Source organism: Allobosea sp. P1_B10, assembly GCF_056406735.1.
Window position 1 is genome coordinate 614,871 of sequence record NZ_JBFTZP010000001.1, and the last position, 14,800, is coordinate 629,670.

Here is a 14,800-nt window from a genome sequence, read left to right on the forward strand (position 1 = left end):
CCATACCGTGCGCGTGTTGATCATTCGAGGGACGGGCATACGGCCTTCGCTGACTAGGCCATCAAAGAGTGACGGCGATATACCGACGTAATGTGCAGCGTCGGTGCGAGAGAGACCCCGCGGCGGAAACCTGCAGTCGCTTCGGTTATCGTTTGCCGGTTTCATGCCCCACCCTCCGAGAACCAACCTAAAATATTGACATAGGTCCAACAGACGCTTAGCACTTAGGCACCGCAGCGACAGATGTCAATCTAAAAGCATGATTTCATCCAAAAAATATGAACCAACGATTTTGTCTGCTCAGGTGCGCGCTGCGCGCGCCTTGCTCGGCTGGACACAGGCCGAACTTGCCGCGAACCTCAACCTTGGCAAGTCCACAATCGCCGACCTCGAAACGGACAAGCGCCAGCCGCACGAATCAACGATGTACGTCATCATCTCCGAACTGGTCCGAGCCGGCGTGACGTTCACGCCGATGGGCGTTGAGCTTCGCGAATTTCCACCGCCGCCCTTCAAGCGCATTGAGCGCATTAAGGCCTGAGGAGTCCCGCTGCTCAGGACACGCTTGCTCGTGGGTTCGTACGACTTTTCGGCTCGCTCGCGGTGCGGTGGAACCCACGCGACCTTTGCCGTTCAACCTCAAACGACAGATTGAGGTTGCAATGGCTCCGGTTCGCTCTGTTATCGACTCGCCTGAAGTATACGAGCTTGCCCGCGTTCGCGTGAACGAGATCCGCAGTGCACCCGATGATCGCCAGGCGCTGCTTGAAGCGGAGCTGACGGCATTATCCGAGGCGTGCGCCCTATGGGAAAACGCCACGGATATCGGAAGCGAGGCCAACGGCCCGACCGAGCGAAGCCAGGCAATCGCATCCGAGGCCGAATACAAGGCGGCCAAGACGCGCAAGGCCGAATTGCTAGGCCCGAGCAGCGGTCATCAGGAACGCACAGAGCTTGCCCGTGTGTCCAACGCGCTGGAGGCGTGGGAATCCAAGCATCCGCCATCCACCGGTACCTTTGAGTAGGGGCGTAGGGTGGCCGGCTTGCCCATTGAAGCCCCCTTTCGACTGACGGGCTGTCACGGCGCTGCTGCTGTGGGTTTTCGCTGCCTGCGATTCGGATTAACTTAGTTTATTGTGCGGCCGCCCCCGTGAGGTACCCTTCCAAAAGGGGGAGGTTTCCATGTCAGATCGTAATGGAAGGCACCCGGAAGCTCCGATTATTCGCCTCGAAACCTATGATGAGATGCTCCACGCAATTGCTCGGCTGCGGCAGATCAAGGGCGCCGCTCCGAACACGGTAGCAGGCCTAGAGGCATCAGCCCTCGAAATAGCCATCGTCCGCTATCTCAACCGGGCCGGAGAACTGAGAATTAGCTCAAGCTTTGATCGCGCATCGCCTTGAGAGCCATAGCGGACTTTGGTTGAGGGGGTATAGGGCGGTCGCCGGTTGCTTCCCGGCTCAGGCGACCGCCCGGCTTTGCTCAGGCCTTTTTATCCCACGGACGCGACTTGGCGGTTTCCGGAGCGGCGGCGGCAGGCGTCGGGCGCGCGTTGTCGTTGGCAGGCGCGCCGCCGTCAGCGAAAATGTACTCCTTGATGACGTTCTCCATGTCGCCTGTGTCCTTGCGCGGCTTGACGCCCATCTTGACGTTGAACGCGCGGTTATGGAGTTCGACTGTGTTCTGCGGCGACAGCACGCCGACCGCACGGCGAAGGGCTGCGAAGTCACGTTGCGCAATATCCTGCGCCTGCTGGTTTTCGTGTTCCAGGTTCAGGTTGATGTAGTATGGGCGCCCGTCATATTCGCCGCCGATGACCTGGCACTGCAGCTTGGCCACCATGCCGTTGCCCTTGGCGTTGGCGACGTAGTCGCTTTCGATCATGACAAGCGTGTAGTCGCCGGGTTCCATCGGCGTAAAGCCGGCGGACGGCTTGGCGTGTTCATTAACTGCGTTTCGTGGAAGCATGGTCATGGGGCTGGCTCCTTATTGCATCGCAGAGGCGATTTCGCTACGGTGTAAACAATAGCGCCTTGTATCGCCCCGTCAAGGCGAAATCGCAACGGAGTAGCGATTTATGAGCCCAGCACAATGCCGTATGGCCCGCGCAGCGCTTCAGATCGGCGTTCGAGAATTGGCAGAGGCTGCGAAGGTGTCCACGAACACGCTAACTCGGTATGAGAGGGGCGAGGACCTTAAGGAGCGCACAGTAGACGCCATCCGCGCCGCCCTTGAGGCAGCCGGCGTCACCTTCCTCGACAACGGCGACACAGCAACCGGCCCGGGCGTGGCGCTGAAGAGCGTCCAGTAGCTCAAACGGAGACCGACATGGCAAGCGACGAGAAAGAGCCCAACGTCATACACTCGAATCTCTCACGCGAGATCACGCACGACGGAATCACGGTCAAGGTTGATATCTACGGCCTAGATGATCGCGAAGGTTGGGCCTTGGAGTTGGTCGACGCGGATTGGAACTCCACCGTCTGGGATGAGACGTTTCCAACCGACCAAGCCGCCTGGGACTACCTTCAGGCCGAAATCCAACGCGTTGGGTTGAAGAAGATCTTGGAGACCGACGAGGGCGAGACGCTGCACTGAATGCATCGCGCAGCCGGCATCGAGTTCGTCTTTGACAAGCGCGGCGAAGGCGTCGTGAAGCTTAGGGGGAGTGATAGCTGGGGCGCTAGCGGCCAGTGCTTGGGTTCCGGCGAGAGGCAGCACGATCCGAGACAGATAACTAGCGTTGATTAATAAAAATAATCGATCAACCTATTATCAAGATAATCACCTGAGATTATCTTGATAATATAATTGCGAATTACAAACTTTTTTGTTGACGATCTTAAGCGTGTACGCAATCTATGACTTCATTGTTTGAATCAATGAAAGAACAGAAGCATGTCCCTTCCGGATCCGACGCTCTACGCCATTGCGATGTGCGATGTAATTTCAGCGCGCGCTCAGTCTCTCGTCGCGTTGTGTGATCGAATTTCCAGAATCCCAGATATTGATCATGTAAAATCTGAGAAAATGGAGATATATAGCTCTGAAATGAAGGATATTATTGATGAACTTCAATCAAAGGTGGATTATTTTGGTGATAAGATCCGATTTCTTGGATAGGTAACACCGTGACATCCGGGCCCGGCGACGTTGAGCACTGACTGCTCGGAAGATACGATGCCGCGTCGAGGCGAGGTGTCAATCCATGGGCCACGTTACCGTTTCGGGTCGGCGCGGGTTGCGCGCGCCTCCTTCCGGCGTTTTCCGGGTCAAGAAACCTAACGGAACCGTCTATTGGTACTATCAGGCTCGCCGCGGAAAGCTCGACCGAGGGCCAATGATCCGCATGCCTGATTTTGGATCCCCTGCCTTCGATCGGGAGTACGATCGGCTGACGAGGCCGGTTGAGCGATCTAAGCGGGACCGGAGGCATGAGATCTCAGCTTTGGTCGAGACCTACAAGGCACAGCCCTCCTGGGCAGCCAAGAGCCGGAACACGATAGTTACGTACGGGACGGCGCTCGATCATATCCTCGAGGCATGGGCATCCCGCCGCGTCGACGGGATCAAAATTTCTCACGTGATGGTGTTGATCAACAAGTTCGCAGACCGTCCTGCTATGGGCAACATGGTTCGCGTTCAGATCAAACAGCTGATGAAACTGGCCGTTCAGAAGGGTTTGCGTTCGGACAATCCGACACGTGAAGTGGACAAGCTGCTTGAGGTCAGCGACGGGGCCCAGCCGCTCTCTGAGGCTGCGTGGGCTGCGCTGACGGCCGACCACGCCCCGATCGCCCTGCGCCGCCTGGCAGTACTCGGGAAGGCCACTGGCCAGCGCATTTCGGACCTGATCCGTATGCGCCCTTGCGACCGTGACCAAGACGGCATCATGACGACCATCACGAAGCTTAAGGGAAAGCCTCATTGGTGCCCGCTCAGGCCTGATGAGCTGGCGATAATCGACGGCTGGCAGCAGCCAAGTGACGCGCCATATATCAGGAAGCCAAACGGGCGCCCGTACACCGAGGACACGCTGCGGACGGTCTGGAATGCCTATCGGTCGACACAGGCTGGACAAGCCTTAGCGACGTTCACGCCGCACGACCTTCGGGCGACCAAGGTGTGCGACGAGCGCATCTCAGGGAAGTCGCACCAGCAGATAGCCGCCATGGTCGGAATGTCCATGCTGATGGTGATGAAGTACAGCAAACACATCGATCAGCGGCTCGCCGCGAGGGGAACAGATACCGTAAACACGGCGCCGAGCGGACTTGCGCACAGCGGGACGCTGCCATTTTCGCCGACAATTATCCTGCGCGGGGTTGCCGCAGAGTTGAGCCAGTTTCGGCTGTTGATGCGCGAAGCACTAGAGGGCCAAGCCGCCGCTGAGGCTAGCCTCGCAGCGATAGAGACGGCGCTGAACCATTTGCTGCAGAGTGCGGAGGGCTCACTCTAGCGCAGAGGCAGCGGGCGTGGTCACGATCGGACATGAACGCCGGTGATCAGTTGCCGAGGTATCCAAGCAGACGGGCGCCTCAAAGTGGGGACGGTTGTGGCCGAGGGGCGGCATGAACGAAAATGGAAAAGCCCGACGCCGCGGGGGCGCCGGGCTATCGCTGATGAGAGCATGCTCCGGGCAGCGGGGCTAGCTCGCCGTCAGCCGATCACCAAGTCTGGCGGCTATACCAAGAATCCACGTCTGATTTTACGCGGTCCTTCTCGAGGCCGTAGCGCTCCTGAATCTTACCCTCGAGCTGGTCGCGCTTTCCAGCGATGACGTCTAGATCATCGTCTGTGAGCTTGCCCCATTGCTCCTTGATGTTCCCCTTCATCTGCTTCCAGTTGCCTTCGACGCGGTTCCAGTCCATCGGACTCTCCTCTGATCGCTTGGGATAGGAATGTAACGCCCCAGGGGGAATTTGGTTTCGAAGAGCTGTGACCCACTTCGAAACAGCGCTGTGGAGCGGCGGTGGCTCACCTGCAGGGGGCCTTGGACAATGTTCCTGCCCAGGCAGCGCTGCTCACGGCCTTTGGAGGCTACGCGCCGATTGGGCCGAACCGTTCGGGCCAAACTCCTCTATCCAATCTTTGACGACGGGCCGGGATCGTCCGATCTGACGCTCTCCCGAGCGCAGCATCAATCAAAATCGTGGATGTCGCCTGCGCCCTTGCCGCGGCGCCTGTCATCGATGGCGGCGTTCAACTGCGAGTCGGCCAGATTGAGGGCGTCGTTGAGGTTAGACAGGGCGACGTAAACTGTCGTGCCGATTGGGATCTGCCCGCACCATCCCCGAACTTCGTGTTGGAATGCCAGGACGGACGCCTTCATCGCAGCGGCGCGCTCGGGCGACATGCTGCGCTTAGATCGCGTCACCATCACTTGTCGTCTCTGACGGGCCTAGCGCCGGCTGAGAATAGCCCGCGCAGGAAGCCCCGCGATCCCGAACGATCGGCGTCGGCAAGCAGCGTATCCCAGTCCTGCAACACAGCGCGCAGCGCGTTCGCTGCCGTGCTCGGCCACGAGGTCGGCAATTTGGCATTCGATGTCGTTCAGATCCGGCTCTGGTTGCGGTTGGGGCTGCGTCATCTTCGTGTCCTCGAATTGAGAACACAAAAGGAACATCACAGATGCAGAGTTAATGGGCTAACGGGGCATTGGTGACAGTTGCCGAGCGCCCGTGCGGAGGGGCGATGTGCCGGCTCGCAGTTGACATGCTCAGGAGATGACCTTCGATACCTCCTGCAAAGCTGTGAGGATCGCCTATTGAAAGCCTATCTGGTCTGGTTCCTAATGAACCCACTCTATAACCCTGATTCTAGGGTCGTCCCCCTCGATCCGAGCTTCTATCTGACCGAGGATATCTGCCTCGATGCGGCGAGGGTATATGTCGAAAGACTGGCCCGAAACCTGTATTGCGTGAAGGGCTATGTAACAGATGCTCGATGGAGTGAGCGCTGGGAGATTGCTGAAAGGCTGAACGGAGAGCTGCGCAAAGCGCGTGAGCGCGGCGACAATCCCAGACCCGGGGGAAACCTCAGACACGTGCCAGCAGACATGCAAAAGGATTGAAGCACGCCGTCGCCACGACAGCGCAGTCTACTCCGCTCGCTCTCTTAGCCCTTCCTGCCCACGCGTCGGATATCGCCGGGCGAGCCACAGTCGTCGGCGGCGATACGATCGTAGTCGAGGGTGAAGCGGCGCGCATCCTAGCGGTCGATGCAAACGAAAGGCTGTCCACGGAGACCAACGCGGACCGACGCGTATTGTCATACAACGAGATCTACCAGCAGGACGACCTAGTCGGACGATGCGCATATCCGCGTCGATTGGCCTTATGCAGGCGTTGACTTGCTGCGGTGTGATGCGCATTTTTGAGGCTGAAAATGGCTCGTCGCTTGGATGCCTGCGGGAACTACATGAAGACGCTCGTTACGAAGCTTGGCCTCCTGGGCAATCCTTTTGAACATTACACCGCAGAAACTGAACCAAACATTGCCGATTACGCAGTGCGCCCGCCGTATCTGCAAGCAATATCGGAACGGGTAAACGGACTATCTACCTTTATACTATTTGGAGACAGAGGCGCCGGCAAAAGCGCAACAAGAATTACAGTATTTAATGAAATTTGGAAAAGATACGCAGACGCAAATACTGGTAAGACACTTCCATTCGTCGTAAATCTGACTGATTATTCGCGAATTGAGCATCAATTTAAGAAGGGTAAATTCAATGAAAGAGATATCGTAAACATTGTTGCATTTGCCGTATTAGAGCAGCTATTAGCGTGGCTGGCCTCTATGAACGCAGATGATCGCGCGATCTTTGTCGAAGGCTTAAACGCCGCAGAAAAATCGCTGTCCCTTGCTCTTTTGCAAGGATTTTACTTAAATGTGGGGGAGATCGACAGGAGCGTTTCGACCGAAGAAGCTTTGAGACTGTTGAATAGCGCATGGAGCGAAAAGAGCAGAGTTTGGGCCACCCAGCGGTGGGATTCGCTGTCGAAAATCCTCGCGTCAGTAGTGAGTGCCCTCTCAAAGAAAAGCGACATCCCACTCGACGTCGCGGCCCCCGCTGAGAGCCTTCTCAAATCCTTGATAGGCGACGCGCCGAACGTCCCTCGTGCAATTCTCGGCAGACTGACCGACCTAGTGCGGGCATTCGGCTTCTCCGGCATCGTCGTCCTTGTGGACAAAGTCGACGAAATTCAAGCGACAGCCAACTCCGCAGAGGCAACAGCATCCTTGATACATCCGCTATTGGCCCAGATCCAGCTTCTGGAGGTCAATGGATTCTCATGGATATTTTTCCTTTGGAGCAAGGTGAAAGATCACTTCGAAGGGAAAACACCTGTCCGGCTGGACAAGATCGCGCACGCCACGATTTCGTGGAACCAGTACAATCTGAGAGAGCTTATCGAAGCGCGTGTTCGGTTTTTTTCCGAGGGGCGCCTATCTTTCGCGGATCTGCTCGCGGACGATCTCGATCCCGACGATGTCTTTTCGCACATGTGCACTCTCGCACTTACATCGCCCCGCGAACTAATAAAGCTATTCGACACTGTTTTCAGAGAGCATGATGCGTTGGGAGAGGACGCAGGAGACGTTATAGACAATAATTCGTTGACTATTGGATTAAACAAATACGCCGTTGAAACAATTGGCCGATGGTTTAATCCACGTCATTTACAGCAGGTGCTTCGGCTTGGTCAGGTTTCATTTGTTAATAGTGATGTCCAATTTGCATTTAAAATAGGCGACCAAGGCGCGCGAAATAAAATAAAGGTCTGGCAGGATGCCGGACTAGTGGTTCAGAATGGTACGGCGCAAAGCGAGTTGGGCGGAAAGCACGTGTTCCGCTTCCAAGTGGCAGATGCGCGCGTTGAGCGTATCATCACTCGACGCCTCGTAGATGCGGTTGGCGCACAAATCGATGAGGCTTTTGAAGAGTACGACGAAGCTCTGCTCCAGCAACTAGACGAAACGGTCAACAAGCGCTTCGACTGAGGCGGCGCTGCAATTTGGCGATACGCTTCTCTGTCAAGGAGATTATCGTTCGCGCGTCGTAGGGATCGAAGGGTGATAATCTCTGAATATCTTTTGCTGTGGTTTGGTTTTTTAAAATAATTTCCGTATCAACCTTAGCTGAAGCATAAGATCTGCCTTCTCTTACAAGGCGACAGAATATAGCGAGGCGGTGAATGCCTGATTTAGACCATCTCGCTTCTTTGTCGCCTTGGTTGGTGATATCTCCGTCTTCCAGCGAAAACTGTTTGCGACGCATCCATCCCAGCACCATTTCGGGCGTGACGCCCGCGCACGCGGATGCCTGAGCTATGTTGAACACTTGGTCGACCTCTGTGTGCATAAGCTTATCCTTTAAAAAACGAACCGTATGCGGTCGTGCGCTGGCGAATACTCTCGGCTCTTCGCTGCAACACTAAATGCGGGTAGTCATGCGGGCTGCTGTACGACGGCCCGTAAAATCGATGACTGGTATGAGGCCCACGGAATGGCGCGTGTACAGCGTTGGCCGCAGCAAGCAGGGCGAGCCGCGCGCCGGTACGTCCACAGTCGCCCGGGCGGGTTTTCACAACCAGCTAAGCCGCCCGGTACGCTCCTGCAGTTCACCGTGCCGTTTCGGCCACGCCGCCTGCCAAACGAGAACTACCCCTGAAACCAGCATTGTCGTCCGACCGCCTTCGCGCGACCATGTCAAAGGGGGCGACGGGAGGCCAAAAAATGGAATCCGAGAAGACGATGGCAGCCTGTCATGGCGTGCTGGTTCGGGCCGCGGTTGTCGTTGTCATTGCTTCGGTTGTGCTGATCCCGCTCTTCGGCTGAGCCGGCTTCGGATGGGCCTTCCAAGCGGCTCCCCTAAGGTTTATAATCCGCGGCAATTGGTCTATCGCTTGATTTCAGCCTGTTCTTGTCGGATGGACTGACTAATCCCGCTGGAGTCCCTATGTCCGATACCCCTCAAGAACTTCTCGATCTCACGGCAGAAATTGTCTCCGCATATGTGGCAAACAACAATGTCCCGGCCGGCGATTTAGCCGCTCTAATCGCCAGCACGCATGCCGCGCTCATTAAACTTGGCGGCGAGCCAGTGGCACCGCCCGCACCGGCTCTCGTTCCGGCTGTCTCCATCAGGAAGTCGGTGACGCCAGACGCGATCATCTGCCTGGAAGACGGCAAGGCCTTCAAGTCGCTGAAGCGCCACCTCAGCAAGTTCGGCCTGACGCCCGACCAGTATCGCGCCAAGTGGGGCCTGCCGTCCGATTATCCGATGGTCGCCCCCAATTATGCAGAAGCGCGCTCTGCCCTGGCAAAATCGATCGGCCTCGGACGCAAGGCGGCTGCGGCGGTCAAGCCGATGCCTGAGCCCACGCCGAAAGCTAAGCGCGGGCGGCCAAAGAAGGCGGTGGTGTGAGGATTCTTGCCCGCCCGATCCCGCTACATCCGCGGTAATCGGGCGGGCTTTCGCTGGCTCCCCGCTCTAGCGCGCACGCGGTTTAGAACAGGGAGGCTACCGTGCATTAGGCTCGGAGCCGCGGTCGGCCCTCAGCGAAGCCCTGCCAGAGCGCTCACAAGCGCCGCCTCGCGGTATGGCTTCTGCAGAAATACAGTTTCGGTCGGCATGTCGCATGCCAAGGGCGAGACGCGACCCGAGGCAATGACTAGGGTTACTAACGGCCAGCGCTCACGCACCGACCGAGCAAGCCATAATCCGTCCTCGCCCGGCGGCATCTCGATATCGGTGAAAAGGACGCTGATCTCGACGTGCGCTTCGAGCATTTTGATAGCCGCGGCAGAGCCGACAGATTGCAACGTGAGATAGCCCGCGTCCTCAACCATCTGGACTGCGCCCATCATCAAGATGGCATTGTCCTCGACTACGAGAACGGTGGTCTGCGACGACGTTGTTTTGGGCGACATACGAAGGCAACTACGAGCTGGTCCTGGATGTTCCGGCTTGGAGGCACGTGCGATGCCTGAGCGCCAGCCGACGCTTGAGGTCGTCATGCTGTCAGGCCTGCACAGCATGTAGGGCGCCCCCAGCTTGCTCTCGGCGCTAGCGCGTCCCCTTCATTGGTTCCACGACAGGCGGGGCGGCATGCTGTAAGCATGCTGAGGGTTGTCGATCTGATCCAGATGAACGCCCGGCGTTACAACAAGGCTTTTTTGTGCTAGATTTCCAGAAGTTAGAAGACGCCCAGACGCTCGCTCAAGCGATAGTCAATACAATTCCTGAACCGTTTGTCGTACTCGACAATCAGTTCCGCGTCTTGGCCGCTAGCGCCTCCTTCTATCGGAGCTTCAAGGTCGAGCCGGACCAGACGCTCGGCCGGCTGCTCTATTCGCTTGGAGATGGCCAATGGGATATTCCCGCACTTCGTGTGCTTCTGGAAACGGTCATCCCGCAGCGCGTTGCCATGGACGGCTTCGAGGTCGAGCATGATTTTCCTGGGATCGGTCGCAGGACGATGCTGCTGAATGCCCGGCAGGTCGTTTACGACGACGGCGCGAACACCACGATCCTGCTCGCTTTCATGGACGTCACGGCACGCCGGTTGATCGAGCGCGAGAAAGAGAAACTGCTCGCGCAGACCGAGGAGCTGCTACGCCAGAAAGGCGTCTTGCTGCAAGAGATGCAGCACCGCGTTGCCAACAGCCTCCAGATCATCGCGAGCATCTTGCTGCTGAAGGCCCGCGCCGTGCTATCTGAGGAGACCCGCCAGCATCTCAAGGATGCACATCAGCGCGTCATGTCGGTGGCCGAGGTCCAACGTCATCTATATGCCTCTGAAGGCATCGACGAGATCGACGTAGACACCTATTTGGAGAAGCTTTGCGAAAGTCTCGCCTCATCCATGATTGGCGACACTCAGCCGATCACCCTTAAGGTGATGGCGCATGCTGGTAAGATCGGGTCCGATAAGGCCGTCAGCATCGGCCTGATTGTTACCGAACTTGTGATCAATGCGATCAAATACGCCTTTCCCGCCGCCGAGGCGGGCGCGATCATACTTGTGACCTATGAGATCGACCGCAACGACTGGAAGCTGACGGTCTCAGACAATGGCGTGGGGAAAGGCTTCAGCGAGATTACCGCGAGCAGTTCCGGCCTGGGGACGGCGATTGTGCAGGCGTTGGTCAAGCAGCTGAATGCCGTTATGGAAATAACGAGCAGCGCTGCCGGCATGAGCATCGAGATCACGCGCGCAACCTTCACGTCGCGGATACCGAGGGCTGCATGATCCCTCGTTCTACAGCTAACCGCCGCTGACGCGCATCAAGAGCGCACTCGTACGCACCAGCTGATCCATCAACCGAGCGACTTGCGGACAGGTACTAGCCGGTCACCAAAAGGTGACCGGCTTCATTTGCGCCAATCCAGCAGATAAAACTATTGCGGCGCAGAAGTTGTCAGTCGATAATCTGAACGATGCGACCGGTTTCGGGGTCAACCAGCACGGTCCGGTTGTTCACGACGGTATAACGGTACTGCGTGTTCCCGTATTCGCTCGGTACTTCATAGTATTGCACTCCTTGGCGCGGGAGTACTGCGCCAACTGCTACCGGCTGCTCGTACACATATGAAGGTCGCTTTTGGGTGACGACATATTCGCGGAATTTCGGCGTATTGTCGCCGATGATCGCGCCAACGACAGCGCCGCCGACGCCGCCGACCACGGCTCCAACTGGACCGCCGACAATGGCGCCACCCACCGCTCCCGTTAGCGCACCGCTAGCCGCACCACCCTGTGCGGCAGGAGCGTTTTGCGCGAACGCAACAGCCGGCATAACGGTCAGTGACGCAATAATCGCGATCTGCTTGATCATTTTGTGTCTCCTCTGCCTGCCGATATCGGGACAATCCAGATCGGCGGTAGCTGCAGCACAACCCAAGGTCTTTTCTAATGTTCCGCCAAACAAATAATAATCGAATAGAAAACCGTTCATTCTGCGTTCATCTATTCCAGACAGAAAAATAAGCGAGACGCCTATGAATAAGCGTGAAATTATTTGTTCATTTGGCATTCAATCAACTTCAGCTCATTTATGAATTCGTTGAACCAAGGAGACGAAATGCGCAATTTTATCGTGGCCGCCGCGATAACCTTCGGGGCGTTGATCACAGGCCCGGTGATAGCGAGCCCAGTAGCGACCAGTGCGCCGATTGCGGCGCCCATGGGCGTTGACCCCGTACAGTACTATCGCGGTGACCGCGATTGGCGTCCTAGCCGGCGCCACTGGGACCGTCCAGGCCGGGGTTATGGTCGCCGTTTTCACGGCCCGCCTCCCCATGCAAGAGCCTATGGCCGACGCTCATTCGACCGCGGGTACTACCGTTACTGATCTCTAGCTTCCCGCCCGGTGCGCGCGGTTCAGCGTCGCCGGGCGGGCCTCGTATGTACTAAGTTCCCTGCTGCGGCTCAGCCCGTATAGCTTCGGTCGGTCATGTTGGTCTGCCTGGAGCGGCTGAGATCCGCAGTAGCCGTGGCGATGTCAGACCGCCCCCGCCCGGCGCCCTCCCCGGCGATTCCTGCTACTGATGATCGCGCAGCGGCTGCTGCGCCGCCGATGCGTTGAAATTTCGCCAGGACGACGTCCAATTCCGCACTGAGCGCCTGCACAGACGCCAGATTGACGGTGGGCGTGACGGTCTGGTTTAGCTCGCTGAGCTTCTCCTTTGCCTCGCCGGCCTTAGTCCTGGCCGCTTCGACCTGCGTCGAATCGACTTGCGGCGCGTAGATGTCGTCAAACGACTTTAGCGGGTGCACAGCCCTCGGCAGGCTGTCTGGTCGAGGGGGCGGGAACGGTGCCGCGACAGGCAGTCCATTGGCGACGCTGCCGCGGGTGCCGTGCGGGCTGAAGCCGAATGACATCGAAGAATTCGGAGCCAGAGGCGTCGGCTGGTCGCCATAATAGTCGCCGAAACCCTTATGACGTGTGCCACGCAGGCGCGCCCGTTGGGCGTCATTCTCAGTGATTCTGACCTGCGTCTCGTCTACGGCGGACTGTGCCGACGTCAGCCCGGAGCGGGCGGCGACCAGTGGAGCGACTTGTGCGCGGATCCGAGCCTGGCCCGCTGCAATAGCAGCACGACCCGGGCCGGGGACGCTTGCTATCTGCTTCTCTTTTTCGGCGATCCGCCGATCGAGGTCGGCTATTTTCTCTTCGTATTGCTGGCGATCGAGGAACTGACGACGGGCGTCGATGGTGCGCCGTGTGTCGGCATCGTATGGTCGGGCCGGTTCACCATTCATCTCAGCGCGAGCAATGTGGTCGCTGACGACCAGTTTTGCCCGGTCATTCACAGCGTTCACACGCGGGTTTTTGCCTTCGGTTATTTCGTCGATTTTATCGCTGATCGGCACCAATATGTCGCTGATGACGCCGCCAATCTGACGCATGCGCCGTTCGTACGCATTAGCGAGGCGATCCAGCTTCGCCTGCACATTGTTCGTGACCTTATCGAGGTCGCGAACCACCGATCCCGCCGATGTCGAGCGGATGGTCGCAGACATTTTCTGCCATTCGCCTCGATAGGTCATCAGCGCCTGGGTGCCGCGCTTGAATTCCATGTCGTCGATGATTTCGCCGAGCCGCGACCGGTCGCCCTTCAGCGCCTTGTCGACCAGTTCCTCGAATACCTCGACGAGGTTCCGGCCCTCTTTGCGTGCCTTCTTGAACGCTGCCTCGCTGTCGACGCCCAAGCCCTTGAATGCCTTGGCGGTCTTGTCAGATTCCATCTTGGCCAAGATGTTGTTCATGCTGGACACGGCTTCCTCAGCAGAACCCGATCCTTTCCGCATGACCTGCAGCATCGACACTAGGTCTGACAGCCCCTTTTCGCCGCTGAACCCGATCGCCGCCGCGGCCGGCCCGAGGGATGGCAGGTAACGGGACATGTCCTTAAGCTCGAATTTTCCGGCCTTGCCGCCCGAAGCCATGATGTCGAAAGCGGTCTGCATATCCTTGCCGGCGATCTTGAAATTCGACGACACCGAGTCCGCAGTGTTGGCGATATCATCGATTTCCGCGCCTGCTGCTGACGCGGTCCTGGCCACTGACGGGAGGAACGCGAGACTATCCTGCAGGCTGCGTCCCTGGGCCACCAGCACGTCCAGGCCACCAACGACACTGGCGTATGGCATCGCGACTTCCTGCGCGATGCCGTGGGCGGTCTCGCTCACCTTGGCTAATGACTCTACCGACGCGTCTGCAGTCACGCCTATCCGCGTGACTGCCCGTTCGGCTGCAGCGCTTTTCTTCACGCTCTGGACGCCCGCGTAAGCCAACGCCGCCGGCCCGAGGAAACGCGGTGCCGCTGCCAGTACGGCAGTAGCCGCACCGCTCGTCTGGGGGCTTGCAGCGCGTTTGACGGCCTGGGGCGACGCGGGCGCGTGCATGCGCGTCTTTGCAGCCTCGACCGACTTGAGGGCGGCCAGGTGCGAGCGCTCCCACGAACGGACTTGGCCGATCTGCTGCTTGCTCCACTTGGATGCGTCCGCCGCAAGCCCAGCCTCGCGGCGGTAACGCTCCCACGCGCGGGTGACTTTATCGATGGTTCCTGCAGATGACCCAAGCCGAGTCAGATCGCCGGCAAATTTGTTTCCGAGGCCTGCCTTGGACGCAGCAGCAAGCGCGCGTGCCTGCGCGTCGGCAGCTTTCAATGCAGACCCCATTAAGCGGGCAGGTCCAGAGACTTTATCGACTAAGGAGGCAACCAATTCTGCGGTAAGCCGGGCCATCATTTATCCAATTCGTATTTGGCCGGCTGACAAGCCG

At 58.1% G+C, this 14,800-nt stretch carries 17 protein-coding genes; 10 read left to right on the plus strand and 7 right to left on the minus strand.

The features are described 5' to 3' along the window. The first annotated feature begins 259 nt into the window (after nucleotides 1-259). The 3 genes from AC1D2L_RS03085 to AC1D2L_RS03095 all read left to right on the plus strand — a co-directional run bounded on the left by AC1D2L_RS03085 (nucleotide 260) and on the right by AC1D2L_RS03095 (nucleotide 1,404). Complete coding sequence (locus AC1D2L_RS03085) at nucleotides 260-541, plus strand: helix-turn-helix domain-containing protein (RefSeq protein ID WP_476844337.1); 282 nt, start codon at nucleotides 260-262, stop codon at nucleotides 539-541. 85 nt (nucleotides 542-626) lie between these two features. Then, nucleotides 627-1,025, plus strand: coding sequence for a hypothetical protein (locus tag AC1D2L_RS03090; protein WP_476844338.1), 399 nt, complete (start codon nucleotides 627-629; stop codon nucleotides 1,023-1,025). 157 nt (nucleotides 1,026-1,182) lie between these two features. After that, entirely contained in the window at nucleotides 1,183-1,404 is a 222-nt protein-coding gene (locus AC1D2L_RS03095) for a hypothetical protein (RefSeq protein ID WP_476844339.1), read from the plus strand. A gap of 79 nt (nucleotides 1,405-1,483) precedes the next feature. Here the strand turns inward: AC1D2L_RS03095 and AC1D2L_RS03100 are convergent, their stop codons facing one another. Beyond that, nucleotides 1,484-1,975, minus strand: coding sequence for a DUF669 domain-containing protein (locus AC1D2L_RS03100; protein WP_476844340.1), 492 nt, complete (start codon nucleotides 1,973-1,975; stop codon nucleotides 1,484-1,486). 178 nt (nucleotides 1,976-2,153) lie between these two features. Between AC1D2L_RS03100 and AC1D2L_RS03105 the strand changes: the two genes are divergently transcribed. The 3 genes from AC1D2L_RS03105 to AC1D2L_RS03115 all read left to right on the plus strand — a co-directional run bounded on the left by AC1D2L_RS03105 (nucleotide 2,154) and on the right by AC1D2L_RS03115 (nucleotide 4,460). Further along, a complete protein-coding gene (locus tag AC1D2L_RS03105) occupies nucleotides 2,154-2,312 on the plus strand; it encodes a transcriptional regulator (protein WP_476844341.1) in 159 nt (52 codons plus the stop codon). Nucleotides 2,313-2,329: 17 nt separating this feature from the next. Next, nucleotides 2,330-2,599, plus strand: a complete 270-nt coding sequence (locus tag AC1D2L_RS03110; protein WP_476844342.1) for a hypothetical protein — start codon at nucleotides 2,330-2,332, stop codon at nucleotides 2,597-2,599. A gap of 850 nt (nucleotides 2,600-3,449) precedes the next feature. Beyond that, nucleotides 3,450-4,460: a tyrosine-type recombinase/integrase gene (locus tag AC1D2L_RS03115; protein WP_476844343.1), complete on the plus strand. Its 1,011-nt coding sequence runs from the start codon at nucleotides 3,450-3,452 to the stop codon at nucleotides 4,458-4,460. A 208-nt stretch (nucleotides 4,461-4,668) separates the two neighbouring features. Here AC1D2L_RS03115 and AC1D2L_RS03120 read toward each other — a convergent pair whose 3' ends face one another. Both AC1D2L_RS03120 and AC1D2L_RS03125 read right to left on the minus strand, forming a co-directional pair. Beyond that, nucleotides 4,669-4,872 (minus strand): CsbD family protein, encoded by a 204-nt coding sequence (locus AC1D2L_RS03120; protein WP_476844344.1) that lies wholly within the window; start codon nucleotides 4,870-4,872, stop codon nucleotides 4,669-4,671. 269 nt (nucleotides 4,873-5,141) lie between these two features. Further along, a complete protein-coding gene (locus AC1D2L_RS03125; RefSeq protein ID WP_476844345.1) occupies nucleotides 5,142-5,357 on the minus strand; it encodes a hypothetical protein in 216 nt (71 codons plus the stop codon). A gap of 411 nt (nucleotides 5,358-5,768) precedes the next feature. Between AC1D2L_RS03125 and AC1D2L_RS03130 the strand changes: the two genes are divergently transcribed. Both AC1D2L_RS03130 and AC1D2L_RS03135 read left to right on the plus strand, forming a co-directional pair. After that, the gene (locus AC1D2L_RS03130) at nucleotides 5,769-6,074 is read left to right on the plus strand and encodes a hypothetical protein (RefSeq protein ID WP_476844346.1); all 306 of its coding nucleotides are present in this window, start codon (nucleotides 5,769-5,771) and stop codon (nucleotides 6,072-6,074) included. A gap of 347 nt (nucleotides 6,075-6,421) precedes the next feature. After that, nucleotides 6,422-8,008, plus strand: a complete 1,587-nt coding sequence (locus tag AC1D2L_RS03135) for a P-loop ATPase, Sll1717 family (RefSeq protein ID WP_476844347.1) — start codon at nucleotides 6,422-6,424, stop codon at nucleotides 8,006-8,008. Here AC1D2L_RS03135 and AC1D2L_RS03140 read toward each other — a convergent pair. Next, complete coding sequence (locus tag AC1D2L_RS03140; RefSeq protein ID WP_476844348.1) at nucleotides 7,989-8,369, minus strand: hypothetical protein; 381 nt, start codon at nucleotides 8,367-8,369, stop codon at nucleotides 7,989-7,991. The two genes, AC1D2L_RS03135 and AC1D2L_RS03140, sit on opposite strands and share 20 nt — an antisense overlap. A gap of 597 nt (nucleotides 8,370-8,966) precedes the next feature. On the opposite strand from AC1D2L_RS03140, the gene AC1D2L_RS03145 reads away from it, so the two are divergent. Then, nucleotides 8,967-9,434, plus strand: a complete 468-nt coding sequence (locus AC1D2L_RS03145) for a Ros/MucR family transcriptional regulator (protein WP_476844349.1) — start codon at nucleotides 8,967-8,969, stop codon at nucleotides 9,432-9,434. A 131-nt stretch (nucleotides 9,435-9,565) separates the two neighbouring features. On the opposite strand, the gene AC1D2L_RS03150 is transcribed toward AC1D2L_RS03145, so the two are convergent. Next, nucleotides 9,566-10,027 carry a response regulator gene (locus AC1D2L_RS03150; protein WP_476844350.1) on the minus strand — a complete coding sequence of 154 codons (462 nt, stop codon included), beginning with the start codon at nucleotides 10,025-10,027 and terminating at the stop codon, nucleotides 9,566-9,568. 161 nt (nucleotides 10,028-10,188) lie between these two features. Between AC1D2L_RS03150 and AC1D2L_RS03155 the strand changes: the two genes are divergently transcribed. Next, nucleotides 10,189-11,262 (plus strand): sensor histidine kinase, encoded by a 1,074-nt coding sequence (locus tag AC1D2L_RS03155; protein WP_476844351.1) that lies wholly within the window; start codon nucleotides 10,189-10,191, stop codon nucleotides 11,260-11,262. 169 nt (nucleotides 11,263-11,431) lie between these two features. Here the strand turns inward: AC1D2L_RS03155 and AC1D2L_RS03160 are convergent, their stop codons facing one another. Beyond that, nucleotides 11,432-11,968: a DUF1236 domain-containing protein gene (locus AC1D2L_RS03160; RefSeq protein ID WP_476844352.1), complete on the minus strand. Its 537-nt coding sequence runs from the start codon at nucleotides 11,966-11,968 to the stop codon at nucleotides 11,432-11,434. A gap of 473 nt (nucleotides 11,969-12,441) precedes the next feature. Next, nucleotides 12,442-14,763, minus strand: a complete 2,322-nt coding sequence (locus AC1D2L_RS03165) for a phage tail tape measure protein (protein WP_476844353.1) — start codon at nucleotides 14,761-14,763, stop codon at nucleotides 12,442-12,444. Nucleotides 14,764-14,800: the final 37 nt, after the last annotated feature.

What these genes read in the sequence shown, in the direction of transcription:
- AC1D2L_RS03120 (WP_476844344.1), bottom strand. Translation starts at nt 4,872, where the DNA reads ATGGACTGGAACCGCGTCGAAGGCAACTGGAAGCAGATGAAGGGGAAC.
- AC1D2L_RS03125 (WP_476844345.1), bottom strand. Translation starts at nt 5,357, where the DNA reads ATGTCGCCCGAGCGCGCCGCTGCGATGAAGGCGTCCGTCCTGGCATTC.
- AC1D2L_RS03150 (WP_476844350.1), bottom strand. Translation starts at nt 10,027, where the DNA reads ATGACGACCTCAAGCGTCGGCTGGCGCTCAGGCATCGCACGTGCCTCC.
- AC1D2L_RS03145 (WP_476844349.1), top strand. Translation starts at nt 8,967, where the DNA reads ATGTCCGATACCCCTCAAGAACTTCTCGATCTCACGGCAGAAATTGTC.
- AC1D2L_RS03160 (WP_476844352.1), bottom strand. Translation starts at nt 11,968, where the DNA reads ATGAACGGTTTTCTATTCGATTATTATTTGTTTGGCGGAACATTAGAA.
- AC1D2L_RS03095 (WP_476844339.1), top strand. Translation starts at nt 1,183, where the DNA reads ATGTCAGATCGTAATGGAAGGCACCCGGAAGCTCCGATTATTCGCCTC.
- AC1D2L_RS03165 (WP_476844353.1), bottom strand. Translation starts at nt 14,763, where the DNA reads ATGGCCCGGCTTACCGCAGAATTGGTTGCCTCCTTAGTCGATAAAGTC.
- AC1D2L_RS03085 (WP_476844337.1), top strand. Translation starts at nt 260, where the DNA reads ATGATTTCATCCAAAAAATATGAACCAACGATTTTGTCTGCTCAGGTG.
- AC1D2L_RS03140 (WP_476844348.1), bottom strand. Translation starts at nt 8,369, where the DNA reads ATGCACACAGAGGTCGACCAAGTGTTCAACATAGCTCAGGCATCCGCG.
- AC1D2L_RS03110 (WP_476844342.1), top strand. Translation starts at nt 2,330, where the DNA reads ATGGCAAGCGACGAGAAAGAGCCCAACGTCATACACTCGAATCTCTCA.
- AC1D2L_RS03100 (WP_476844340.1), bottom strand. Translation starts at nt 1,975, where the DNA reads ATGACCATGCTTCCACGAAACGCAGTTAATGAACACGCCAAGCCGTCC.
- AC1D2L_RS03135 (WP_476844347.1), top strand. Translation starts at nt 6,422, where the DNA reads ATGAAGACGCTCGTTACGAAGCTTGGCCTCCTGGGCAATCCTTTTGAA.